Raw genomic sequence first — 21,389 nt, 5'->3', positions numbered from 1 at the left:
AGGCTAAGTGGGGAGTTCCCCGGTTGCTGCCGGTGCTCCGTTCGACAGACCAGGAGATTCCTTGATGACCAGCGAGAAGACCGGCGAGAAGACCGTCCTGATCACCGGCACGTCCTCCGGCATCGGCCTCGCCGCCGCCGTGGCCGCCGCCCAGGCCGGCTGGACGGTCGTCGCCACCATGCGCGACACCGCCAAGGGCGGGGCCCTGCTCAAGGCCGCCGCCGAGCAGGGCGTCGCCGACCGCGTCCGGGTCAAGCGGCTGGACGTGTCCGAACCCGACAGCATCGCCGCCTGCCTGGACGAGGTGATCACCGAGCACGGCCGGCTCGACGCCCTCGTCAACAACGCCGGGGCCGCCCGGGTCGGCACCGTCGAGCAGCTGAGCCTCGACGAGGTGCGCGCCACCATGGAGGTCAACTTCTTCGGCGTCGTCGCCGCCACCCGCGCCGCCATGCCCCACCTGCGGGCCTCCCGGGGCCGGGTGATCACCGTCACCAGCGTGGGCGGCGCCGTCGGCCAGCCCTTCAACGAGGCCTACTGCGCGGCCAAGTTCGCCGTCGAGGGCTTCATGGAGTCGCTGGCCCCGGTCGCGGCCACCGTCGGCGTGGACGTCACCGTGGTCGAACCGGGCGCGGTGGCCAGCGAGTTCGTCGCCAACGCCGGGCTCGACGTCCCCGCCCTGCTCGCGGCGGCCGGGCCGTACGCGCCGGCCCTGCAGGCGTACATCGCCCGCACCCAGCAGTCCTTCGGCAACGCCCAGGCGCCGGCCGAGGCCGCGGCCCCGATCATCGAGGCCCTGACCGCCGACCGGCCCGCCTTCCGGGTCCAGACCTCGGCGTGGGCCCGGGAGTTCGTCGCCACCTCGCTCGCCGACCTCGACGGCTCCGCCGTCCAGGCGCTCACCCGCGACTGGGTCCGCTGACCGGACGGGCCCGGGCCGGCTCCGGGCCCCGCGTCGGCCGGCTACGCCCCGAAGAACCGCCCCTGCTCGCAGAGTTCGTCGATCAGGGCGTTCTCCTCGGGCGTCAGCTGCTCGTCGAGGGCGACGCCGAGGACCTGCCGGGCCCGGGCCAGGCGGCGGGCCACGTCCCAGTCGGCGACGAACGTGCCGACCGTGCGGTCGTCGGCCGTGCCGTCGGCCTGGCGGGAGCCGAGCCGGTCGAGGGAGACTACGAACTCGTTCAGGTCCCGCAGGATCGACACGAGTTGGTCGAGCGGGAGGCGGATCTCCCGGGCGGGCAGGTCGTTCATCGGCTCCTCCGGAGTTCGCTGGAACGGGCCCGGCGTGGGAAGTCGGACCGGCCGACTTCCCACGCGGGAACGGGGGTTGAGCGGCCGCTACTCGTAGCGCAGGCCCGCCGGCTTGGTCCGGTGCCACAGCACCGGCAGGCTCAGCGCGGTGATCAGCAGCACCGCCGCCGCGCCCGCGCCGGCCAGCAGCGCGATGTCGCCCCAGACGAAGCCGATCGGCAGCTCGGCCAGGAAGAGCAGCGCGGTGCCCAGGGCCAGGCCGGCGGCCGCGGCGAGGGCCAGGCCGAGCGCGACCGGGAGGGCGCTCTGGCAGAGCAGCGACCAGGCCAGCGTGCGGGTGCGGGTGCCGAAGGCGGTGAGCACCGCCAGGGTCCGCCTGCGCTCGCGCAGTTGCTCCAGCAGGCCGACCAGCATGCTGGCGCCGATCAGGACCAGGACCGCCACCGTCCCCGCCGTCAGGGCGTTGCGGACGGCGCTGAACCGGTGGTCCGGCCGGCCGTCCGTGGGGTTGTGCACGCTGCTTTCGGGGCTGATCAGCGCGGCGTTCGTCCGGATCCGGTCCTCGGCGTCCGGCGTGCCGGGCACCGAGTGCACCTCGACCTTGGCGGGCTGGGAGCGCAGCAGCTCGGCCGGGAGCACGGACGGCGTGGCCAGGACGAGGTCCAGGTAGTGCGGGCGGCCGCCCTCCGCGGGCCGGTCGACCGTGGCGCGGGAGGCCGGCAGCTGCCAGGTGCTCTCCGGCCGTCCGGCGGCCTGCAGCTGGACCGGTCCGCCGGCGGCGAGCGCGCTGTGGCCGGTCTGCGCCGACTGGATGCCCAGGGCGGTGAACACGTCGCCCTCCGCGCAGTCGGTGACGTGGTACAGGCTCTTCAGGGTCGCGCAGTCGGCCACCCGGATGCTGAACAGCTGATCGCCGGCGCCGGCGTAGATCTCGGTGTAGCCGGTCGCGGAGGCGACACCGGGGGTGTGGCGCAGCCGGTCGGCGAGCTGCCCGGGCCGGTCGCCGGCCGCTTGGAAGCTGACCGACAGCAGGGTGCGGTCCGCGCGGGCCAGGTCGGCGGCGGGGGTGCTGCGGGCGGTGGCGAGCGAGCCGAGCAGGCTCTGCAGGGCGATCGTGCCGGCCACCGTCACCACGATGCCGGTCACCGGCCGGGCCGCGCCCTCCGGGCTGAACCGCAGTCGGCCGAGGGCGAGTTGCCAGGCGGGCGGCCCGCCGACCCGGCGCAGCGCGCGGGAGGCCAGCGCGACCAGCGGCGGCAGCAGCAGGGTGGCGCCGACCAGCAGCAGGAGCAGGCCGACCACCAGAATGACGATGGCCTGGTCGTCGCCGACCGCGTTGAGCTTGCCGCGCTGGGTGAACAGCAGGCCGAAGCCGAGCAGCGGCAGCAGCACCCGCCACCAGGCCCGGCGCCGCCGAGCCTCGGCGCCGCGCAGTACACCGAGCGGTTCGACGGCGATCCGGCGCATGGCCAGCATGGTGACGGCGACGGCCAGCAGCGGGACGGCGACGAGCACCAGGGCCGCCAGGGCCGGCTGCGGCCGGAGGTCGTCGGCGTAGACGCTGAGCCCCGCGACGGTCACCCGTTCCACCAGTTGGCGGCCGATCAGGAAGAAGACGGCGCCCAGGCCCAGGCCGACGAGCGCGCCGGCCAGCGACTCGCCGGCCGCGATCCGCGCGGTGGTGGAGCGGTCGGCGCCCGCCAGCCGCAGGGCGGCCAGCCGGCGGTCGCGCGCCTCGCTGCCGAAGCGGGCCGCGGCGGCGACGAACGCGGCCACCGGGCTGAGCAGGATCGCCAGGCCGGCGACGGTGAGCAGCAGCAGGGCCGGGTCGGTCGGCTTGGGCGGCAGGTCGTTCTCGAAGTGGTCGATCCGCAGCGTGTCCGGGTTGCTGTCGGTCAGCTGGTCGCTGCCCAGGTAGAAGGCGTAGTCGCCGGGCCCGGTCAGGCCGGCGGGGCCGATCGTGCCGGTGATCGGCTGGGGGTAGCGCTCGCGCAGCAGGGCCGCGTCGGGCGAGCGCAGCAGCTCGGCCAGGGCGGGCGAGACGGCGAGCGTGCCGGGTGCCGGATAGGCGCTCAGGCCGGGCGGCAGCGGGGCGTTCGGCCCTTCGGGCTGCACGATCCGGCCGAAGAAGTCCTGGCCGCGGTAGACGCCGGGGGCGTTGTCGATCAGCAGGCTGTGGTCGGAGCGCGGTGCGATGTCGGCGGAGACCACGGCGCCGCTCTGGGTGCGCAGCTTGTCGTCGCGGTGCTCGCGCACGGTGGGGAAGGAGGCGGCCAGCAGCAGGGTGGCCACGCCGAGGCCGACGCCGATCGCGGTCAGCGCGGTGCGCAGCCGGCCGTCCCGGCCGCCGGTGAACGCCAGGCGCAGGCCGAGCGCGAGGTCGGTGGCCAGCCGGGAGAGCGGGCGGGCGGTGGTCGTGCGGTCGGTCATCGGCCGGTCCCGGGTGCGCGGGTGCGTCCGTCCTGCACCACGACCTCGCGGTCCGCGTAGGCGGCCACCCGCATGTCGTGGGTGACCAGCACCACGGCGGTGCCGGACTCGCGGGCGGCGGTCACCAGCAGCGCCATCACCCGCTCGCTGTTCAGCGAGTCGAGCGCGCCGGTGGGCTCGTCGGCGAAGATCACCGCCGGTTCGGTGACCAGAGCGCGGGCGATCGCGGCCCGCTGGCCCTGGCCGCCGGACAGCTCGCCCGGCCGCTTGTCGGCCAGGTCGGCGACGTCCAGCCGCTCCAGCCACTGCCGGGCCCGCTCCTCGGCGGGGCGTCGGCGGACGCCGTTCAGCCGCAGCGGCAGCGCCGTGTTCTCCAGGCAGGTGAGTTCCGGCACCAGCTGGCCGAACTGGAAGACGAAGCCGAAGTCGGACCGGCGCAGTGCGCTGCGGGCGCTGTCGGAAAGCGCGGCCAGGTCCTGGCCGCGGTAGTGGACGGTGCCGGCGTCGGGCTGGATCAGTCCGGCCAGGCAGTGCAGCAGGGTGGACTTGCCGGAGCCGGAACTGCCCAGCACGGCGACGAGTTCGCCGGGGCCGATCTCCAGCGAGGCGCCGTCCAGGGCCTGGGTGAGGCCGAAGCTCCTGCGGAGGTCGGTGGCGGCGAGCAGCGTGCCCTCGGCGAGCGGGCCGGAGCCGGAGCCGGTGGCGACGGTGATGGGGGTCGTGGACATCAGGCGCGCACCTTCCGGGCCAGCTCGTCGAGGCGGGCCGCGGTCAGCTCCAGCCAGCGCAGGTCGGCCTCCAGGTGGATCAGCGCGTGGTCGCAGAGCAGCTGGTCGGCCAGGTCGCCGGCCAGTTTGCGGCGGGTCAGTTCGCGCATGTGGCGCAGGTGCTCGGCGCGCTGGGTCTCCAGCACCTCCTGGGCCGGGCGCCCGGTCATCAGGGCCAGCACCACCTTGGTGTAGAGGGTGCTCTGCAGGTAGGAGGCGGGGCTCTCCGGCTCGGCCAGCCAGCGGCTGACGTCGGTGATCCCGGCCTCGGTGATCACGTACCGCTTGCGCTCGGGGCCCTCGCCCTGTTCGGTGCCGCAGGCCTCGACCAGGCCGTTCTTCAGCAGCCGGGAGAGCGTCGCGTAGACCTGTCCGTAGGGCAGCGAGCGGGCCTGGCCGAAGCGCTCGTCGTAGGCGCGTTTGAGGTCGTAGCCGTGGCGCGGACCGGGCTCCAGGAGCCCCAGGATCGTGTGACCGAGTGACATGCGAGTGACTATACATAAGGTGTATACATCGAATGCACAGCAGGGTGGCCTCGGCTGATGCCGGTTCAGGGGCGCGGCCGGCGACCGCGCCCGGTGCTCAGAGGAGGCCGTGGCCGAACGCGGTGAGGCTGTGTCGGACCTCGCGGCCGCGGCGTTCGGTGGTGATGGCGCCGGCCTCGCGGAGCGCGGTGGCGTGGGCGGAGGCGGTGGGCGGGGAGACGTTGAGACGTTCGGCCAGTCGGCGTGTGGTGCAGGGCTCCTGGGCGATCGCGCGCAGGGTGCGGGCGCGGGCGGGGCCGACGAGGGTGGTGAGGGCGTCCCCGCGGCGGGCCGGGCGGGTGCCGGCCGGGTACATCAGGGCCGGCTGCCGGTTCTCGGCGAGCGGCGCGGTCGGGCCGGCGAGGAAGAGGTTCGGGCGCAGCTCCAGGCCCCGGCCGCCGAGGTCGTAGGCGAGCTGCCACTCGGGATTGTCGTAGCGCAGGACGCCCTCGTCCTGCCAGGACAGGTCCGGGTGGAGCCGGGACAGCATCGTGCCGATCCCCGACTCGGCCATGACGCGCGAGCGTTGGGCGATGTCGGCGCGCAGGGCGCGCTCGATGTCGGGCCAGTCCGGGGCGAGGCAGGCCCGGTGCAGGGCCCAGGCGGCGTCGGCGACCCGACGCAGGCGGCGGGTGCCGCCGTCGCGCAACTCGTCGATGATGCGCGGCAGATGGGGCCCGGTGCCGTACATCTCCAGCGACTGCCGGAGCTCGGTTTCGGGAGTGGCGAGCATCGTGTCGAGTTCGTCGGCGAGGGTCGCCGGGGCGGCGTCGCTGGTCAGGAAGAGCGGCACGCCGAGCGCGCTCGCGTTGACGAGGTCGAGGTAGGGGGCCGCGCGCAGGGGGATGCGGCCCTTCACGTGGCACCACCAGCGCCTGCGGTCGACGGAGGCGCGGCTGCAGGAGTGCTGCGGGCCCGCCGCGCCGCCCAGCACGTGGTCCATGGGGGAGACGGCGAACCGGACGTGCGCCAGGTCGGACACTCCGAAGCGGATTTCGAGCACGACAGATGGTGTCATGTACGCGGTTGAGGTGGGGAGGTTTTCAACAATGAGGCGCAGCGGCGAATAGCTGGCGCCGGGGCGGCCCGAGCCGCCACCATGCACCTGCTGACAGTCGACCGGGCTTCCCCCACAGCCCGGTCGGCTGCCGGGCGGGGCGGGGCCGGGGGGTGCGCGGGAAGTCGGCTCGGCCGACTTCCCGCGCGCGTGGCCGAACGCGCGTGCCCGATACTGGGCGGATGAAGCTCGTGGGGGTGTTGACGGAGTTCGGGGCGTCGGGAGGGCCGAGCGGGGTGCGGCCGCTGGGCGCGCTGGCGGACGCGGTCGCCGCGCTGGGGCCGGTCCAGCGGGGCGGGCGCCTGTTCGACGAGCGGCCCTGGCCGCAGTGGTACATGTTCGGCGACGTGGTGGTCGAGGCCTGCGGGTGCCAGGTCGTCAACGCCGTCTCGATGCGGACCTGGTACGAGGAGGTCCGGGTGCCGGCCGGCCGGGCGGGGGAGTTCGACACGGTGCCGGCCGCCGTCCGCTTCGCGGAGCTGGCGCGGGCGCTGGCCGGGGCCGGGGTCCACTGGCGCCGGACCAGGGAGAGCGCGGACTCGTTCGCGATGGGGGTCGAGGTCGGCGGACGGCCGGACCTGACGGTCGAGTTCACCTTCACCACGGACGACGGCGAGCCCGCCGGGCTGCTCTACTCCGTGCACGCCCGGGAGCACGCGCACGTGTGCCCGCCCGGCCCGGGCGGGTAGCAACGGGCCCGTTCGGGTGAACCGTCCGCCGGTTGCTTCGTCCGCGGTCGGTCGACCGGCAAGCTGGGCGCGCGATTCGTCTCTCCGTAGCGATTTCTGGCGAAAGGGCCGGCCGATGACGCGTGCGCTGATCGTGGTGGATGTACAGCGGGACTTCTGTGAGGGCGGGAACGTCCCGGTGGGCGGCGGTGCCGATCGGGCGCGGGCGATCGCCGAGTTGATCCAGGGCCCCGAGCGCGGCAGTTGGACACGGGTGATCGCCACCCGCGACCATCACATCGACCCCGGCGACCACTTCTCCGAGCACCCCGACTTCGACCACTCCTTCCCGGTGCACTGCGTGGCGGGCAGCGACGGCAGCGAGTTCCACTCGGCCTTCGCGCCCGCCGTCGAGGCCGGGGCCGTGGACGAGGTGTTCTTCAAGGGCCGCCACTCCGCCTCCAAGAGCGGCTTCGAGGGCTTCTCCGAGGACGGCACCCCGCTCGCCGACTGGCTGCACGACCGGGGGGTGGACGCCGTGGACGTGGTCGGCATCGCCACCGACCACTGCGTGAAGGCCACCGCCCTGGACGCCGTCCGGGCCGGCTTCGCCACCCGGGTCCTGCTCGACTACACGGCCGGCGTGGCGCCACACTCCACGGCCGCCGCGATCACCGAACTACTGGAAGCCGGAGTCGAGTTGACGGGCGCGCCGGTGGTGGAGGCGCACGCCTGACAGCAGTCACCCGTCGAAGCGGGACCAGCTGAACCCGTGTGCGAGCAGCGGCGTCAACGCGGCGCGGTGAAGTGCACCGAAGGTGACGACGGCGTGGTGCTCGTCGCTGCTGACCTTCGCGAGCAGCCCGGGCGCGACGTGGAACCGTTCGGCGGTGTACGCCGGCAGGAACGGGCCCAGCGGGACGGGCCGCAGCAGGCGCAGCAGCGGGTCGAGCCGCGCGAGCGGCGTGCTCGACGCCCAGGCCTGGTAAGGCGCGCCGGCCAGTGCCTCGTAGAGGGTGAACTGCAGCAGGAAGCGGCTCAGCGGCTCGGCCTCGACGGTCGTCTCGGGCTCGCCGTACGGGTCCTCGGTGTGCCACACCCGGGGGTCGGCCTTGCCGGGGCCCTCCGGCGGCCACGGGACGGACCAGTCCATCCCGCCGCCGAGCCACTCGGCGAACACCAGCCGGCCGCCCAGCGGCCCGGAGGCCCGGCGGGGCCGTTCCAGCATCGGATCGCGGAACCGGAGCAGGGCCGGGCGGAGCCGGGCCAGGTGGTGGTAGGCGGCCAACGCCTGGGGCAGGCCGTCGAGTTCGGGTGCCGGGCCGGGCGCGTTCTCGGCCGGGAACCAGCCGAGGGCGAAGGCCTCCAGGGCCTGCAGCGGCTGCACCTCCACCTGGTCCACCCAGTCCACTCCCGGCACCGGACCGGGCGCGGGGACCGGCCGTACGGTGTCCAACAGCTCGCGGTGCAGGGGCTGTTCGAACCGCAGCTCGACGCTCCGCCCGTCGGCGGGCGCGGACGGGGCCCGGGCGGCGATCGCCGGGCCGAGCGGCAGGCAGCCGCCGTCGAGCCGGGCGAAGACCCGGACGGGCCACTCGGCCGGGTGGACGAGCCGCGGGTGGAGGGCCGGCAGGGCGGCGCCGGGCAGCAGGACGCTGGTGTCGTTCTGCACGCCGCTGACCCCGGGGCGGTCCCCGGCCTCGACGATGACGACGGTGGCGTCCGGCCCCGTCGCGACCACGGCGGGGCCCAGCTCGTACCGCTGGAATCCGGGGCCGGCGTCGGTCAGCGCGGCCGCCTCGGTGATCGGGGACGGGAGCGTCTGTGTCATGGCGAGCAGCCTAGCGATCCGTCACCTCCGCGGGGGCCACGATCAACTCACCGGCCGGCCCGCGTGCTTCCCCGCGCGGTGCGTCGCGAAGGGTGCGCCGAGGCGGGCCTGGCGACCGGCCGCGGGACGCGCGCCGCGCCGGTAACGGAACGGTTGCGGAGCCGGCCGTCCGGTGCGCGGGTCTTGACGGCGTGGGGAGCGTGGGGTTTTGCTGTGTCCCGCTCGTTCGAACCTGTTTGGTTCTGGTTTGTTTTGTGTGTTTGAACGTTCAAATCGCACTCCCGTCACCACCCAGGCGCCCGCCCACCCCCTCGCACCTCGCCCTCCCGCGCCGCCCCACCGAGAGGAATGCAATGTCACACCTTTCCCGTCGCGACCTGCTCCGCGCCTCCGGAGCCGGCCTGCTGGCCCTGGCCGCCGGCGGCACCCTCGCGGCCTGCGGCTCCGGCTCGGGCGGCGCCTCCGGCGGGGACGCCGAGACCGGCACCGTCACCGTCTGGTCCTGGGCCACGGCCGCCGCCGCCCTGCGCGGCGTCGTCCCGGCGTTCGAGAAGGACAACCCGGGGATCAAGGTCGACGTCCAGGACATCGGCAACCCGGCCATCTGGGACAAGATCACCGTCGGCCTCGCGGCCGGCGGCCAGGGCCTCGGCGACGTGCTGCACATCGGCTGCGACTACCTGCCCGGCTACCTGGAGAAGTTCCCCGGCGGCCTCGCCGACCTCTCCGCCTTCGGCGCCGACGCGCACCGGGACAAGTTCGCCAAGGGCCTGTGGCCGGTCGTCACCGGCAAGGACGGCCACGCCTACGCGCTGCCCTGGGAGGCCAACCCGCTCGGCTTCTTCTACCGCAAGGACTACTTCGACAAGGCCGGGATCGACCCCACGACCTTCGCCACCTGGGACGACCTGCTCGCCGTCGCCGACCGCTTCAAGGCCGCCAACCCGGGCATCTCCCTCCTCGGCATCAACAAGGCCGCGAACCCCGACCCCGACCTGGACTTCGTGCAGTCCCTCATGCAGCTCCAGGGCGCCTTCTACTTCGACCTCCAGGGGAAGATCACCCTCGGCTCCGAGGCGGACGTCCGCGCCCTGAGCACCCTCAAGCGCCTGGACGACACCGGGCTGGTCGCCGACGCCCCCGGTGCCCAGGGCTGGTCCACCCTGATGAAGGCCGGCAAGCTCGCCGTCGCCCCGATGCCCGCCTGGGCCGCGCACTACCTGGAGAGCAAGTTCGCCGACCAGAGCGGCAACTGGCGCCTCGCCAAGCCCCCGGCCGTCACCCCGGGCGGCAAGCGCGCCGCCCTGGTCAACTCCACCCACCTGGCCGTCGCCGCCTCCAGCCCGCGCCGCCGCGCCGCCTGGAAGTTCGTCGAGTACGCGCTCACCCGCCCCGCCTCCGTCAACAGCATGTTCACCGCCGGCGGCGTCTTCCCCGCCCTCACCACCGCCTACACCGACCCGATGTACGCCGCGCCCAGCGCCTACTACGGCGGCCAGCCGGTCCTGAAGACCTTCGCCGACCTCGCCGCCGACGGCGGCGACCCCACCAACTACTCCGGCGACTACGCCCGCGCCCTCAAGCTCGCCAGCGACGCCCAGACCAAGGTGTTCCTCAAGGGCGCCGACCCGGCCGCCGTCCTCCAGGACGCCGCCAAGCAGCTCGCCCAGCAGACCGGACGCACCATCGCATGACCGCCCTCACCACGCCCGCCGCCCCCCTCGCCGAGGAACGCGCACCGGCCCGCCGCGGCCCCCGGTGGCGCCGCACCGCCCTGCCGTACCTGCTGCTCGCCCCGGCCCTGGTCACCTTCGGCGTGTTCAAGGCCTACCCGATCGTCGACTCGCTGCTGCTCTCCTTCACCACCGGCAACGGCGCCGCCGGCCATGCCGACGGCCTCGCCAACTACCGCCGCCTGCTGGACGACCCGCTGTTCTGGACGGCGCTGCGCAACACCGGCGAGATGCTGGTCGTGCAGGTCCCGCTGATGCTGGCGCTCGCCCTGCTGATGGCGGTCGGCATCAACTCCGCCCTGGTGCGCTGGCGCGCGGTCTGGCGGCTCGGCATCTTCATGCCCGCCGTCACCGGCCTGGTCGCCACCGGCGTGATGTTCTCCTTCCTGCTCCGCACCGAGGACGGCGCCGTCAACCGGCTGCTGGAGGCGGTCGGCCTGCCCGCCGTCGACTGGCTCGGCCAGCCGTTCTGGGCCCGGATGGCCGTCGTGCTCGTCCTCAGCTGGCACTACACCGGCTACAACGCCGTCATCTACCTGGCCGGGCTGCAGTCCATCCCCCGGGAGCTGTACGAGGCCGCGATGGTCGACGGCGCCGGGCCGGTCCGCCGCTTCACCGCGATCACCGTCCCCGCGCTGCGCCCGCTGCTGCTGTTCACGGTCGTGCTGTCCACCATCGGCACGCTCCAGCTCTTCGACGAGCCGTACGTGCTGACCGGCGGCGGCCCCGACAACGCGACCCTGACCGTCTCCATGTACCTGTACCAGAACGGCTTCCGCTACTTCGACTTCGGCTACGCCTCCGCCATCGCCTACGCGCTCACCCTGCTGGTGTCGGTGCTCGGCGCGGTCCAGATGCGCCTGATGGGGGAACGCGAGCGATGAGACTCAGCAAACTGCGCGGCTGGCCGCTGACCTTCCTGCTGGCCGCCGTCACCGGCCTGTCGATCGCCCCGTTCTACTGGATGCTGATCTCCACCACGCGCAAGGACACCGAGATCTTCGACTGGCCGCCCAGCCTGTCGCCCGGCGACAGCCTCGGCGACAACCTGCACCGGCTCGACCGCCGGATCGGCCTGCTCCGCGTCCTCGGCAACTCCCTGCTGGTGGCGGGCGTCCAGACCGTCGGCGCGCTCGTCGTCGCCCTGCTCGCCGGGTACGCCTTCGCCAAGTTCCGCTTCCGCGGCCGGACGCTGCTGTTCGGGGTGCTGCTCTCCACCCTCGTGGTGCCCGAACAGGTCATGCTGGTACCGCTGTTCAAGATGATGATGAACTTCGGCCTGCTCGACACCTACCAGGCGCTGATCCTGCCCGGCCTGTGCGTGCCGTTCGCGATCTTCCTGATGCGCCAGTCGCTGAGCGGCCTGCCGGACGAACTCCTGGACGCCGCCCGGGTGGACGGCGCGGGCGAGTTCCGGGTGCTGTGGAGCGTCGTCGTCCCGGTCATGCGCCCGGTGCTGGCCGCGCTCGCCATCTTCCTCTTCCTGGGCTCGTGGAACCAGTTCGTCTGGCCGCTTGTCGCCCTGCGGAGCCCGGAGATGCACACCCTGCCGGTCGCCCTGGCGACCCTGCAGGGCAACCAGAACACCACCGACTACGGCGCGATCCTCGCCGGCACCGCGCTGTCCACCCTGCCGATGATGGTCCTCTTCCTGGTCCTCCAGCGGCAGTTCATCTCCGGCCTGCTGGCCGGCGCGACGAAAGGCTGAGCATGACCGACATCTGGGAGCCGCACGCCCCCGCCCCCGCCGGCGGCCTGCGCCCGCTGTACGCCGGGGACCTGGCGCTGCGGGTGAGCGGGGAGGCCACCGCGCGCACGGTCGCGGACGGCGTGGTCGAGGTGAGTGCCGAAGGCCCCGGCGAGGTACGGATCGAATGGCGGCTGCCCTGCGTGGACGCCACCGCCCTGTGGACCCCCGAACCGCGCGGCACCGGCTGGCTGCCCGCCGCCTGGAGCGCCCCGCGCCGCACCGGCCTGGCCGTCGGCGCCCCGATCGCCGCGCTGGTCGGCACCGGCGACCTCGCCGTCTGCGCCTTCGCCGCCGAGCGGCCCGACGTCCTGGCCGGGGCCGGAGTCGTCGAGGAGACCGGCGAGTTCCGGTTCTGGGCGCAGGCCGCCGGCCGGCTCACCGTCCGGATCGACACCTCCCGGCGGCACTTCGCCCAGTGCCTCGCCGACCTCGCCACCTGGTGGGGGAACGGCCGCACCGCCGACATCCCCGACGCCGCCCGCCGCCCCGCCTACTCCACCTGGTACGCGATGCACCAGGACGTCACCCCCGAGCGGGTCGAGACCCAGGCCGCGCTCGGCAAGCAGCTCGGCCTGGACGTCATCATCGTGGACGACGGCTGGATGACCGCCGACCGCACCCGCGGCTACGCCCACTGCGGCGACTGGGAGCCCGTCTCGCTGCCCGGCACCGCCGCGCACGTGCGCCGGGTGCACGAACTCGGCGTGCGCTACCTGCTCTGGTACGCGCTGCCGTTCATCGGCGAGGACAGCGCCGCCTTCGAGAAGCTCGGCCGCTACGCCCTCGCCGAGGCGCCGCACATGGGCGCGATCGTCGCCGACCCGCGCTACCCCGAGGTCCGCGAGTTCCTCACCGGCCGGCTCGCCCGCGCCGTCGAGGAATGGGGCATGGACGGGCTCAAGGTCGACTTCGTCGACTGGTTCTCCCGGGCCTCCGAGCCGGGCGAGCCCGGCCCCGAGGCGGACTGCGCGAGCGTCGACGAGGGCGTGGAACGCCTCCTCGCCGCCATCCGCCGCCGGATCACCGCCGCGAACCCCGAGGCGATGGTCGAACACCGCCAGCCGTACGTCAGCCCGGGCCTGTGGCCGTACGTCACCATGGTCCGCGCCACCGACTGCCCGCTCAGCCCACAGGAGAACCGGCAGCGCACCGTCGACCTGCGGCTCGCCGCCGGGCCCGTCCCGGTCCACTCCGACATGCTGATGTGGCACCCGGCCGAGCCGCCCGAGCAGATCGCCTGCCACCTGATCAACGTGCTGTTCGCCGTCCCCCAGGTGTCCGTCGACCTCGCCGCGCAGAGCGACGCGCAGCGCGAGGCGATCGCGTTCTGGCTCGGCGTCTTCCGCACCCACCTCGCCACACTGCAGCTCGGCGAACTGCGCCCGGCCCGGCCCGACCTCGGCTACCCGCTGGTCACCGCGCTCGGCGACGGGACGCGCGCCGTCGCCCGGTACGCGGCGCTGCCGGTGGACGCCGGCGGCGACCCCTGGCACACCCTGCTGGTCGCCAACGCCGACGCCGACCCGGACGTCCGGCTGACGGGCGGCAGCGGCCCGGCCGCCGTCACCGTGCAGGACGCCCGGGGGCGTATCGTCCGGCAGGGCGAGATCGAGCTCGGCGGGGCGGACGTGCTGTGGGTGCCGCGCGGCGGGCTGCTGACGCTGCGCCGCCGCTGACCGACGTGGGGGAGGACCCGATGCCCGAGCGAGCACACCCACCGCGCCGCGCCGCCGCCACCATCGAGGAGGTCGCCCGGGCCGCCGGGGTCTCCCGGCAGACCGTGTCCAACGCGCTCAACGCCCCGCAGCGGGTCCGCCCGTCGACGCTGGCCCGGGTGACCGCGGCGATCCGCGAACTCGGCTACCGGCCGGACCAGTCCGCCCGCTCGCTGCGCAGCGGCGCCCGGCACGCCCTCGGCTACCTCGCCCCGGTGGACGACCCCTTCGACCCCAACCCGCTGATGGCCGGCTTCCTGGAGGCCCTGGTCGACGCGGCCGGGGAGCAGGGGCAGCGGGTGCTGCTGTTCCGGCCCGTCCCGCCGAAGGCCGACCCGAGGTCGGCCATCGACGAACTGGTCGCCGCCCGGCAGGTCGACGGGCTGGTGCTGGCCGACGTGCTGGGCGAGGACGCCCGGATCGGGCACGTCACCCGGCTCGGCCTGCCCTTCGTCGCATTCGGCCGCACCGGGCCGGGCGAGCCGCAGCACTGGGTGGACATCGCCAACGACGCGGCGATGGCCGCCGTGGTGCGCCATCTCGCGGCGCTCGGGCACCGGCGGATCGGGTACCTGGGGGCCGACGAGGACCTCCCCTGGATGGCGGCGCGGCGGGCGGGCTTCCTCGCCGAGGCGCGCCGGTCGGGACTGTCGGCGGTGACCGTGGCCGGGGCGGCGGCCGGCCCGGCCACGGTCACCGCCGTACGGGCGCTGCTGCGCGGCCCCGACCGGCCGACCGCCCTCGCGGCGAGCAGCGACCTGCTGGCGCTGGACGCGTACGAGGCCGTCCGGGCCGAGGGGCTGACGGTCGGGCCGCACGGGATCGCCGTCACCGGCTTCCACGACACGCCGCTCTGCCGCCATCTGCACCCCGCGCTGACCTCGGTGCGGCTGCCGCTGCGGACGATCGCCGCCGAGCTGGTCGGGCGGCTGCTCGGGCAGGTGCGGGGGGAGGCGGCGCCGGCGGCGGGGACGGAGCTGGCCGGGGAGCTGGTGGTGCGGGGGAGCAGTGGCTAGGGCCCGTCTTCGAACCCCCGTCTGCGGGGGTTCGAAGACGGGCCCTGGGTCCTCGCTTGCGGATCCTGGCGGGTCAGCCCGTGGCCGGTGCGACGATCAGCTCGCCGACCAGCCGGGCCGCCGCCTCCCGCTGCTCGGCCGGCAGCGCGTCGTCCGTGACCAGCACGTCCAACTGGTCCAGCGTCGCGAAGGACGCCAGCCCGACCGCGTCCCACTTGGTGTGGTCCGCCACCACGACCACCCGGCGGGCCGACTGGAGGAAGCTCCGGTTGGTCTCCGCCTCGGCCAGGTTCGGGGTGGTCAGCCCGGTCTCGGCGGACAGGCCGTGGCAGCCCAGGACCAGCACGTTGACGTGCAGCGAGCGGATCGCCTGGTCCGCCACCGGCCCGACCAGCGCGTCCGAGGGCGTGCGGACCCCGCCGGTGCGGATCACCGTCGCGGTGGCGGGCGTGCCGTCCTCGTCGGGCTGTTCGAGCAGCTCGGCGATCCGCAGCGAGTTGGTGACCACGGTGAGGCCCTCGACGGCGCGCAGCTGCCGGGCCACGGCGTAGGTCGTCGTCCCGGCCGCCAGCCCGACCGCCGAACCGGGCGGCACCAGCGCGGCCGCCGCCCGGGCGATCGCCTCCTTGGCGGGCAGCTGCCAGTGCGCCTTGGTCTCGAACCCCGGCTCGCCGCTCGCCGGGGCGTCGATCCGCACCGCGCCGCCGTGCACCTTGTGCACCAGGCCGCGGCGGGCCAGCGCGTCCAGGTCGCGGCGGACCGTCATGTCGGACACGCCCAGGTCGCGGACCAGCTCCGTCACCCGGACCCCGCCGCGCGCGCGGACCTGGTCCAGGATCAGCGCGCGGCGCTGCCCGGCGAGCGGTTGGGCACTGTCAGCCATCGGAGGCCTCCCCTGGCCGTTACGACGTGTGGTCATGGCGGATAATGTTTGAGATTGTAGCTTTCTGTTGAATCCAGTGAATCCCAGGACTTCCGTGAAGAGGAAGCAGGCCATGCGCGGGACGACCCTGCCCCAGCCCACCGCCAGGACCGTCACCACTCTGGCCGACGGGCGCCGGCTGATCTACTACGACCGCGGCGCCGCCGTCCCCCGGGACGCCGTCGACCGGCGGCCGCTCGACCCCCCGCCGCCGGACGGCCCGGCGGCGCGGTCCGAGATCCGACTCGACCCGGCCACCGGCGACTGGGTCACCATCGCCGCCCACCGCCAGGCCCGCACCTACCACCCGCCCGCCGACGAGTGCCCGCTCTGCCCGTCCCGCGACGGGCGGCTCAGCGAGATCCCGGCCGACGACTACCAGGTCGCCGTCTTCGAGAACCGCTTCCCCTCCCTGGCCGGCCCGCCGCCCGCCGAACTCGCCGGCGCCGAAGGCGGACTGTGGGCCGGCGGCCCCGGCGGCGGCCGCTGCGAGGTGGTCTGCTTCACCGCCGACCACGACGCCTCCTTCGCCGACCTCGACGAGCCGCGCGCCCGCCTCGTCCTCGACGCCTGGACCGACCGCACCGCCGAACTCGCCGCCCTGCCCGGCGTCCGGCAGGTCTACTGCTTCGAGAACCGCGGCACCGAGATCGGCGTCACCCTCGCCCACCCGCACGGCCAGGTCTACGCCTTCCCGTTCACCACCGCGCGCACCGCCCGCACCGCCGCCCGCGCCGCCGACCACCGCGCCGCCACCGGCCGGAACCTCTTCGACGACCTGCTCGCCGCCGAACGCGCCCACGGCGAACGCGTCGTGCTCGCCGGCCGGCACTGGACGGCCTTCGTCCCGTACGCCGCCCGCTGGCCGTACGAGGTCCACCTGTACCCGCACCGCCGGGTGCCCGACCTGACCGCCCTGGACGAGCCGCAGCGCGCCGAGTTCCCCGCCCTCTACCTGGAGCTGCTGCGCCGCTTCGACCGGCTCTTCGGCGCCGCCGGCCGCACCCCGTACATCTCCGCCTGGCACCAGGCGCCGGCCGACCAGCGGGACGAACTCGCCCTGCACCTGGAGCTGTTCACCGTCCGGCGCACCGCCGACAAACTCAAGTACCTGGCCGGCACCGAATCCGGCATGGACGCCTTCATCAACGACGTCACCCCCGAGCACGCGGCCCGTCGGCTGCGGGAGGTCACCACGTGAACACCTTCGCCCCCGCTTCCGCCCCGGCTTCCGCCCCCGCCCCCGCCTTCGCGGAGTTGTACGGGCAGCAGCCCGAGGGGGAGTGGGCCGCCCCCGGCCGGATCAACCTGATCGGCGAACACACCGACTACAACGGTGGGTTCGTCCTCCCTGTCGCCCTCCCGCAGACCGTCCGCGCCCAGGCCCGCCGACGCGACGACGGGCTGCTGCGCCTCTGGTCCGCCCAGGGCGGCGGTGCGGCTGTCGAACTGCGGGTGGACGGGTTGGCGCCGGGGGCGGTGCCCGGCTGGGCCGGCTACCCGGCCGGCGTGGTGTGGGCGCTGCGGGACGCCGGGCACCGGGTCGGCGGAGCCGACCTGCGGCTCGACAGCGACGTGCCGAGCGGTGCCGGGCTGTCCTCCTCCGCCGCCCTGGAGTGCGCGGTCGCCGCCGCGTACAACGACCTGTACCGGCTGGGCCTTTCGGCCCCCGAGCTGGCGCTGCTCGCCCAGCGGGCCGAGAACGCCTTCGTCGGCGTCCCCTGCGGGATCATGGATCAGATGGCGTCGATGTGCTGCCGCCCGGGCGCCGCGCTCTTCCTCGACAGCCGGGATCTGACGATCCGTCAGGTTCCGGTGGACCTGGCCGGCGCCGGGCTCGCGCTGCTCGTCCTCGACACCCGGGTCAAGCACGACCTCGGCGACGGCGCCTACGCCGCCCTGCGGGCCGGCTGCGAACGGGCCGCCGCCCTGCTCGGGCTGCCCGCCCTGCGCTCGCTCGACCCCTCCGGCCTCGCCGGCGCCCTGGCGCAACTCCCGGCCGAGCTGCGGCCGTTGGTGCGGCACGTGGTCACCGAGAACGCGCGCGTCGAAACCGCGGTCGGGTGCCTCGACGCCGGCGACCTCACCGCACTCGGCCCGATCCTCACCGCCGGACACGCCTCCCTGCGCGACGACTACCGGGTCTCCTGCCCGGAGACCGACCTCGCCGTCCACGCCGCCGTCGCCGCCGGGGCCCACGGCGCCCGGATGACCGGCGGCGGCTTCGGCGGCTCCGTCATCGCCCTCGTCGACGCGGCGGACACCGACCGCGTCGCCGCCGCCGTGGCCACCGCCTTCCGCATCGCGGGTTACGCCGAACCCCGCACCCTCACCGCCGTCCCGTCCCAGGGCGCGCGGCGGCTAGGGTGAGCCCATGGACGTGGGGGCGGTACTGATCGCGATGACCGGGGTGGCGGGCACGCTGGGCGGCGCGCTGCTCACCCAGCGCGGCGCCGACCGGGTCAAGAAGCGTGAGCTGGAGATGAGCCACGCCATCCAGGAGCGCCGCGAGAACCGCGAACTGCGGCGCCGCTGCTACACCGAACTCCACCGCGACGCCCGCCAGTTCGCCACCGCGCTCAGCCGCCACCTCTACGTCCTGCGGGACCGCGCGCCCGGGGACGAGGACGTCCAGGCGCTGGAGCGGGCGAAGGACGCCCACCGGGACCGCTGGTCCGAGACCCTGATGACCGCCCCCGACACCGTGATCGGCCCGGCCAACACCCTGAACGACGCCCTGACCAGGGTCTACGGCCAGACCAAGCGCATCGAACAGGGCAACCCCCGCCCCGGCGAGACCCTGCGCTCCGCCGCCGAGGCCCAGCACGCCCTCTGGCCCCTGATCCGGGCCACCCGGGAGGCGATGCGCACCGACCTCGGCGTCACCGGCACCACCCCCTGGCCCGAATCCGGCGCCGCCGACGACCCGGCGATGATCGCCGACTTCGAGCAGCCGAGCGGCCAGGCCTCCTAGATCGACTCTGGAGCCCCTGCCCCCGGGGCCGTAGAGTGGAGGGCATGTTCTCCGCAGCAGTCCTGTCGCCGCCCGTCCTCTGAGGCGGGTCGCCGTCGACAACGGCGCGCGGGCGGGCCGGTTCGGGCCGCCGTGACGCGCTGTTCGGTCGTACCCGCAGACGCGAGACCACGACCGATCTGCTCCGTCTGGAGAACCTTTCCGTGTCGAAAACCGCTGTTGTCATCACCCCTGCCCCCGTGCGCCGCGGCCTCGCCTGTCTGGCGTTCGCGGGCGTCACCTGGGGCACCACCGGGGCCGCCGTGGACGTCGTCTACCGGTCCGGTGACTTCGGGCCCGCGGCCGTCTCGTTCTGGCGCCTCGTGAGCGGTGTGGCCCTGCTGCTCGCCGCCCGTGTCCTGCGCCCGGCCCGCACCGCCTCCCGGGCGCGGCAGCCGCTCCGCGACCGGGCGCTGCTGTTCGGGGGCACCGGACTCGCGCTGGCCGTGTTCCAGACCGCCTACTTCGCCGCCGTCCGGGACACCGGGGTGGCCGTGGGCACCATCGTCACGCTCGGTGCGGCGCCCGTGCTCACCGCCGCCGGTGGGCGGCTGTTCCTGGGTGAGCGCGTCGGGTGCGGCGGGCTGCTCGCGGTCGGCGGCGCGTTGGCCGGGCTCGCGATCCTCGTGCTGGGCAACCGGGCGGGCGTCGTCCACCCGGTCGGCCTGGGCCTGGCGCTGCTGTCCGCCGCCGGGTTCGCCGCCTCCAACCTGCTCGGCCGCTGGACCGGGCGGCACGGCAGCGGCGAGGACCCGTACACCCTCACGGTGGGGGCGTTCGCCGTCGGCGCCGCCGTCATGCTGCCGCTGGCGTGCGGCGAGGGCCTGCTGCCGCACACCGCGCACCCGGGCCGGGTCGTGCTGCTGATGCTCTATGTCGCCGCCGTGACGACGGCGCTCGCCTACCCGCTGTACTTCGCGGGGGCGGGCGCAGTCCGGGCGGCCACGGCCTCGGTGGTGATGCTCGTCGAGCCGGTCAGCGCGGCGCTGCTCGCCGTACTGCTCCTCGGCGAACGCCTCACGGCCGCCACCGTCCTCGGCACGGCGCTGATGCTCACCGCCATCGCCGGGCTCGCGCTCGCCGAGGCGCGGGTGAGTACGGGGAGTTGACCAGGCGCCGAGTCCGGAAGGCCGGGCTCGGCGCTCCTTCGGCCCGCCCCGGAGTGATGGAATGGCGTCCGTGCCGAAACTCCGGGATCTTGTCGATGGTCTCCCTGCCGCCTTCGCCGCCGCGGCGCGGCCGGGGCGGATCGATGCCTGCCCGTGCGATTGCCGGTACGGGCGGGTCGTCGTCGGGACGCTGCTGGGGACGCCGCGGGAGCGGCTCGGGCCGGACGAGCTGGGGGTGTACGGCGCTTCGGTGCTGAGCACGATGGGGGCGCCGGACGATCTGCGCTACTTCGCGCCGAGGTTGCTGCAGCTCTCGCTCGCCCAGGAATTCGTCCACCCCGACCTGGAGTCGATCTGCCACAAGCTCGCCCTGGCCGGCTGGCGGGACTGGCCCGAGGCGCCGTACCTGCGGCGGGTGTTCGACGCGCTGTGGGCGGAGGTGCTCGGCGCGGCCGGGGCGCGGTGGGACGCCGAGGCGGTGCTGTGCGCGCTCGCCCTCGCCGAGGGGGGCGAGGAGGGGGGCGTCGACGGGCGGCTGGCCGCGTGGGCGCGGCTCGGGACGCCGGGCGCCGTCGCGCACCTGTACGGGCTGGTGACGGCGAACGGCCCGGAGCCGCGGAACGCGTACTGGCGCGAGGACGACCCCGCCTACCGGGCCTTCGCCGCCTGGCTGGGCGGCGCCGGCCTCCGGGCCGCCGTCCAGGACGCCGTGGCCCGGACGGACGAGGAGTCCGTCCTGGAGCAACTCCTCGTTCTGCACGACGTCCTGGCGTCCGCCGCCTGAGTCACTCGAAGCGGGTGGGGTCGCCGGCGCCGTAGCGGACGATCTCGGCCTCGCCGCTGGAGAAGTCGACGACGGTGGTCGGTTCGGTGCCGCAGTCGCCGGAGTCGACGACGGCGTCGAGGACGTGGTCGAGCCGCTCCTTGATCTCCCAGCCCTGGGTCATCGGCTCGTCCTCGTCGGGGAGGATCAGGGTGCTGGAGAGCAGCGGTTCGCCGAGGGCGGCGAGCAGGGCGCGGGTGACGGTGTGGTCGGGGATGCGGACGCCGACGGTCTTCTTCTTCGGGTGCATCAGCCGGCGGGGCACCTCCTTGGTGGCGGGGAGGATGAAGGTGTAGTTGCCCGGCGTCGCGGCCTTGACGGCGCGGAAGACGTTGTTGTCGAGCTGGACGAACTGCCCGAGCTGCGCGAAGTTCTCGCACATCAGGGTGAAGTGGTGGCGCTCGTCGAGGCGCCGGATCGAGCGGATCCGGTCGAGGCCGTCGCGGTTGTCGAGCCGGCAGCCGAGGGCGAAGCAGGAGTCGGTCGGGTAGGCGATGAGGGCGCCGGAGCGGAGGCTGTCGGCCACGGTGCCGATGGTGCGCGGCTGGGGGGACTCGGGGTGCACGTCGAAGTACTTGGCCATTGGGCGACCCTACGGCATCGCCGCCTCCGGTCCGGGTAGCCGCGGGTGCCCCGGGCCCGGGCCGGCCCTCCTTCGCGCGGGGAGGGCCGGCCCGGGCCGTGCTCAGTCGAGGTCGTCGCCGAAGTCGGGCCGGACGCCCTTGGCGAACTGGATCTCGTCGTTGCTGGTGCCGGCCGCGACCATCGGCCAGACCATGG

The 21,389-nt window shown here is 74.6% G+C and carries 21 protein-coding genes; 13 read left to right on the top strand and 8 right to left on the bottom strand.

Annotated elements, in window-relative coordinates:
- The first annotated feature begins 64 nt into the window (after nucleotides 1-64).
- On the top strand, nucleotides 65-922 hold the full coding sequence (locus ACPC54_RS35195; RefSeq protein ID WP_498970578.1) for an SDR family NAD(P)-dependent oxidoreductase: 858 nt from the start codon (nucleotides 65-67) through the stop codon (nucleotides 920-922).
- Nucleotides 923-963: 41 nt separating this feature from the next.
- Here ACPC54_RS35195 and ACPC54_RS35190 read toward each other — a convergent pair whose 3' ends face one another.
- The 5 genes from ACPC54_RS35190 to ACPC54_RS35170 all read right to left on the bottom strand — a co-directional run bounded on the left by ACPC54_RS35190 (nucleotide 964) and on the right by ACPC54_RS35170 (nucleotide 5,990).
- Nucleotides 964-1,251 (bottom strand): hypothetical protein, encoded by a 288-nt coding sequence (locus tag ACPC54_RS35190; RefSeq protein ID WP_498970576.1) that lies wholly within the window; start codon nucleotides 1,249-1,251, stop codon nucleotides 964-966.
- Nucleotides 1,252-1,338: 87 nt separating this feature from the next.
- Nucleotides 1,339-3,681 (bottom strand): FtsX-like permease family protein, encoded by a 2,343-nt coding sequence (locus ACPC54_RS35185; RefSeq protein WP_498970574.1) that lies wholly within the window; start codon nucleotides 3,679-3,681, stop codon nucleotides 1,339-1,341.
- Nucleotides 3,678-4,409: an ABC transporter ATP-binding protein gene (locus ACPC54_RS35180; RefSeq protein WP_498970572.1), complete on the bottom strand. Its 732-nt coding sequence runs from the start codon at nucleotides 4,407-4,409 to the stop codon at nucleotides 3,678-3,680. The genes ACPC54_RS35185 and ACPC54_RS35180 overlap by 4 nt, the downstream gene beginning before the upstream one ends.
- Nucleotides 4,409-4,933 (bottom strand): PadR family transcriptional regulator, encoded by a 525-nt coding sequence (locus tag ACPC54_RS35175; protein ID WP_498970570.1) that lies wholly within the window; start codon nucleotides 4,931-4,933, stop codon nucleotides 4,409-4,411. The genes ACPC54_RS35180 and ACPC54_RS35175 overlap by 1 nt, the downstream gene beginning before the upstream one ends.
- 97 nt (nucleotides 4,934-5,030) lie before the next feature.
- On the bottom strand, nucleotides 5,031-5,990 hold the full coding sequence (locus ACPC54_RS35170) for an ArsR/SmtB family transcription factor (protein WP_498970568.1): 960 nt from the start codon (nucleotides 5,988-5,990) through the stop codon (nucleotides 5,031-5,033).
- A 221-nt stretch (nucleotides 5,991-6,211) separates the two neighbouring features.
- Between ACPC54_RS35170 and ACPC54_RS35165 the strand changes: the two genes are divergently transcribed.
- Both ACPC54_RS35165 and ACPC54_RS35160 read left to right on the top strand, forming a co-directional pair.
- Complete coding sequence (locus ACPC54_RS35165; protein ID WP_498970566.1) at nucleotides 6,212-6,718, top strand: hypothetical protein; 507 nt, start codon at nucleotides 6,212-6,214, stop codon at nucleotides 6,716-6,718.
- A 115-nt stretch (nucleotides 6,719-6,833) separates the two neighbouring features.
- Nucleotides 6,834-7,433 (top strand): isochorismatase family protein, encoded by a 600-nt coding sequence (locus ACPC54_RS35160; RefSeq protein WP_498970564.1) that lies wholly within the window; start codon nucleotides 6,834-6,836, stop codon nucleotides 7,431-7,433.
- Between the two features lie 6 nt (nucleotides 7,434-7,439).
- On the opposite strand, the gene ACPC54_RS35155 is transcribed toward ACPC54_RS35160, so the two are convergent.
- Nucleotides 7,440-8,528, bottom strand: a complete 1,089-nt coding sequence (locus tag ACPC54_RS35155; protein ID WP_498970562.1) for a hypothetical protein — start codon at nucleotides 8,526-8,528, stop codon at nucleotides 7,440-7,442.
- 353 nt (nucleotides 8,529-8,881) lie between these two features.
- Here ACPC54_RS35155 and ACPC54_RS35150 point away from each other — a divergent pair, with 353 nt between their 5' ends.
- The 5 genes from ACPC54_RS35150 to ACPC54_RS35130 are packed head-to-tail and all read left to right on the top strand — an operon-like array spanning nucleotide 8,882 to nucleotide 14,742.
- Nucleotides 8,882-10,222, top strand: coding sequence for an extracellular solute-binding protein (locus tag ACPC54_RS35150; protein WP_498970560.1), 1,341 nt, complete (start codon nucleotides 8,882-8,884; stop codon nucleotides 10,220-10,222).
- The gene (locus ACPC54_RS35145; protein ID WP_498970558.1) at nucleotides 10,219-11,145 is read left to right on the top strand and encodes a carbohydrate ABC transporter permease; all 927 of its coding nucleotides are present in this window, start codon (nucleotides 10,219-10,221) and stop codon (nucleotides 11,143-11,145) included. The genes ACPC54_RS35150 and ACPC54_RS35145 overlap by 4 nt, the downstream gene beginning before the upstream one ends.
- Nucleotides 11,142-11,969 (top strand): carbohydrate ABC transporter permease, encoded by an 828-nt coding sequence (locus ACPC54_RS35140; protein WP_498970556.1) that lies wholly within the window; start codon nucleotides 11,142-11,144, stop codon nucleotides 11,967-11,969. Before ACPC54_RS35145 ends, ACPC54_RS35140 begins: the two co-directional genes overlap by 4 nt.
- Before the next feature lie 2 nt (nucleotides 11,970-11,971).
- The gene (locus ACPC54_RS35135; RefSeq protein WP_498970554.1) at nucleotides 11,972-13,687 is read left to right on the top strand and encodes a glycoside hydrolase family 36 protein; all 1,716 of its coding nucleotides are present in this window, start codon (nucleotides 11,972-11,974) and stop codon (nucleotides 13,685-13,687) included.
- A 20-nt stretch (nucleotides 13,688-13,707) separates the two neighbouring features.
- Nucleotides 13,708-14,742, top strand: a complete 1,035-nt coding sequence (locus tag ACPC54_RS35130; RefSeq protein ID WP_498970552.1) for a LacI family DNA-binding transcriptional regulator — start codon at nucleotides 13,708-13,710, stop codon at nucleotides 14,740-14,742.
- Between the two features lie 73 nt (nucleotides 14,743-14,815).
- On the opposite strand, the gene ACPC54_RS35125 is transcribed toward ACPC54_RS35130, so the two are convergent.
- Complete coding sequence (locus tag ACPC54_RS35125) at nucleotides 14,816-15,625, bottom strand: DeoR/GlpR family DNA-binding transcription regulator (protein WP_498970550.1); 810 nt, start codon at nucleotides 15,623-15,625, stop codon at nucleotides 14,816-14,818.
- Nucleotides 15,626-15,737: 112 nt separating this feature from the next.
- Here ACPC54_RS35125 and galT point away from each other — a divergent pair, with 112 nt between their 5' ends.
- The 5 genes from galT to ACPC54_RS35100 all read left to right on the top strand — a co-directional run bounded on the left by galT (nucleotide 15,738) and on the right by ACPC54_RS35100 (nucleotide 20,570).
- On the top strand, nucleotides 15,738-16,865 hold the full coding sequence (gene galT / locus ACPC54_RS35120) for a galactose-1-phosphate uridylyltransferase (protein ID WP_498970549.1): 1,128 nt from the start codon (nucleotides 15,738-15,740) through the stop codon (nucleotides 16,863-16,865).
- A complete protein-coding gene (gene galK / locus ACPC54_RS35115; RefSeq protein ID WP_498970547.1) occupies nucleotides 16,862-18,034 on the top strand; it encodes a galactokinase in 1,173 nt (390 codons plus the stop codon). The genes galT and galK overlap by 4 nt, the downstream gene beginning before the upstream one ends.
- 4 nt (nucleotides 18,035-18,038) lie before the next feature.
- The gene (locus tag ACPC54_RS35110) at nucleotides 18,039-18,638 is read left to right on the top strand and encodes a hypothetical protein (RefSeq protein WP_498970545.1); all 600 of its coding nucleotides are present in this window, start codon (nucleotides 18,039-18,041) and stop codon (nucleotides 18,636-18,638) included.
- Nucleotides 18,639-18,841: 203 nt separating this feature from the next.
- Nucleotides 18,842-19,786 (top strand): DMT family transporter, encoded by a 945-nt coding sequence (locus ACPC54_RS35105; protein ID WP_498970543.1) that lies wholly within the window; start codon nucleotides 18,842-18,844, stop codon nucleotides 19,784-19,786.
- A 70-nt stretch (nucleotides 19,787-19,856) separates the two neighbouring features.
- Complete coding sequence (locus tag ACPC54_RS35100; RefSeq protein WP_498970541.1) at nucleotides 19,857-20,570, top strand: hypothetical protein; 714 nt, start codon at nucleotides 19,857-19,859, stop codon at nucleotides 20,568-20,570.
- A 1-nt stretch (nucleotide 20,571) separates the two neighbouring features.
- Here the strand turns inward: ACPC54_RS35100 and ACPC54_RS35095 are convergent, their stop codons facing one another.
- Nucleotides 20,572-21,192 carry an L-threonylcarbamoyladenylate synthase gene (locus ACPC54_RS35095; protein ID WP_498970539.1) on the bottom strand — a complete coding sequence of 207 codons (621 nt, stop codon included), beginning with the start codon at nucleotides 21,190-21,192 and terminating at the stop codon, nucleotides 20,572-20,574.
- Nucleotides 21,193-21,389 lie beyond the last annotated feature (197 nt).

Origin of the sequence: Kitasatospora sp. NPDC094028 (assembly GCF_049543595.1) — a bacterium.
GTDB lineage: Bacteria > Actinomycetota > Actinomycetes > Streptomycetales > Streptomycetaceae > Kitasatospora.
This window is presented reverse-complemented; position numbering and strand designations above follow the sequence as displayed.

Coding starts and splice junctions, on each gene's coding strand:
- ACPC54_RS35195 (WP_498970578.1), top strand. CDS start 65: ATGACCAGCGAGAAGACCGGCGAGAAGACCGTCCTGATCACCGGCACG.
- ACPC54_RS35165 (WP_498970566.1), top strand. CDS start 6,212: ATGAAGCTCGTGGGGGTGTTGACGGAGTTCGGGGCGTCGGGAGGGCCG.
- ACPC54_RS35190 (WP_498970576.1), bottom strand. CDS start 1,251: ATGAACGACCTGCCCGCCCGGGAGATCCGCCTCCCGCTCGACCAACTC.
- ACPC54_RS35140 (WP_498970556.1), top strand. CDS start 11,142: ATGAGACTCAGCAAACTGCGCGGCTGGCCGCTGACCTTCCTGCTGGCC.
- ACPC54_RS35130 (WP_498970552.1), top strand. CDS start 13,708: ATGCCCGAGCGAGCACACCCACCGCGCCGCGCCGCCGCCACCATCGAG.
- ACPC54_RS35110 (WP_498970545.1), top strand. CDS start 18,039: ATGGACGTGGGGGCGGTACTGATCGCGATGACCGGGGTGGCGGGCACG.
- ACPC54_RS35145 (WP_498970558.1), top strand. CDS start 10,219: ATGACCGCCCTCACCACGCCCGCCGCCCCCCTCGCCGAGGAACGCGCA.
- ACPC54_RS35170 (WP_498970568.1), bottom strand. CDS start 5,990: ATGACACCATCTGTCGTGCTCGAAATCCGCTTCGGAGTGTCCGACCTG.
- galT (WP_498970549.1), top strand. CDS start 15,738: ATGCGCGGGACGACCCTGCCCCAGCCCACCGCCAGGACCGTCACCACT.
- ACPC54_RS35185 (WP_498970574.1), bottom strand. CDS start 3,681: ATGACCGACCGCACGACCACCGCCCGCCCGCTCTCCCGGCTGGCCACC.
- ACPC54_RS35125 (WP_498970550.1), bottom strand. CDS start 15,625: ATGGCTGACAGTGCCCAACCGCTCGCCGGGCAGCGCCGCGCGCTGATC.
- ACPC54_RS35150 (WP_498970560.1), top strand. CDS start 8,882: ATGTCACACCTTTCCCGTCGCGACCTGCTCCGCGCCTCCGGAGCCGGC.
- ACPC54_RS35180 (WP_498970572.1), bottom strand. CDS start 4,409: ATGTCCACGACCCCCATCACCGTCGCCACCGGCTCCGGCTCCGGCCCG.
- ACPC54_RS35095 (WP_498970539.1), bottom strand. CDS start 21,192: ATGGCCAAGTACTTCGACGTGCACCCCGAGTCCCCCCAGCCGCGCACC.
- ACPC54_RS35160 (WP_498970564.1), top strand. CDS start 6,834: ATGACGCGTGCGCTGATCGTGGTGGATGTACAGCGGGACTTCTGTGAG.
- ACPC54_RS35175 (WP_498970570.1), bottom strand. CDS start 4,933: ATGTCACTCGGTCACACGATCCTGGGGCTCCTGGAGCCCGGTCCGCGC.
- ACPC54_RS35135 (WP_498970554.1), top strand. CDS start 11,972: ATGACCGACATCTGGGAGCCGCACGCCCCCGCCCCCGCCGGCGGCCTG.
- ACPC54_RS35155 (WP_498970562.1), bottom strand. CDS start 8,528: ATGACACAGACGCTCCCGTCCCCGATCACCGAGGCGGCCGCGCTGACC.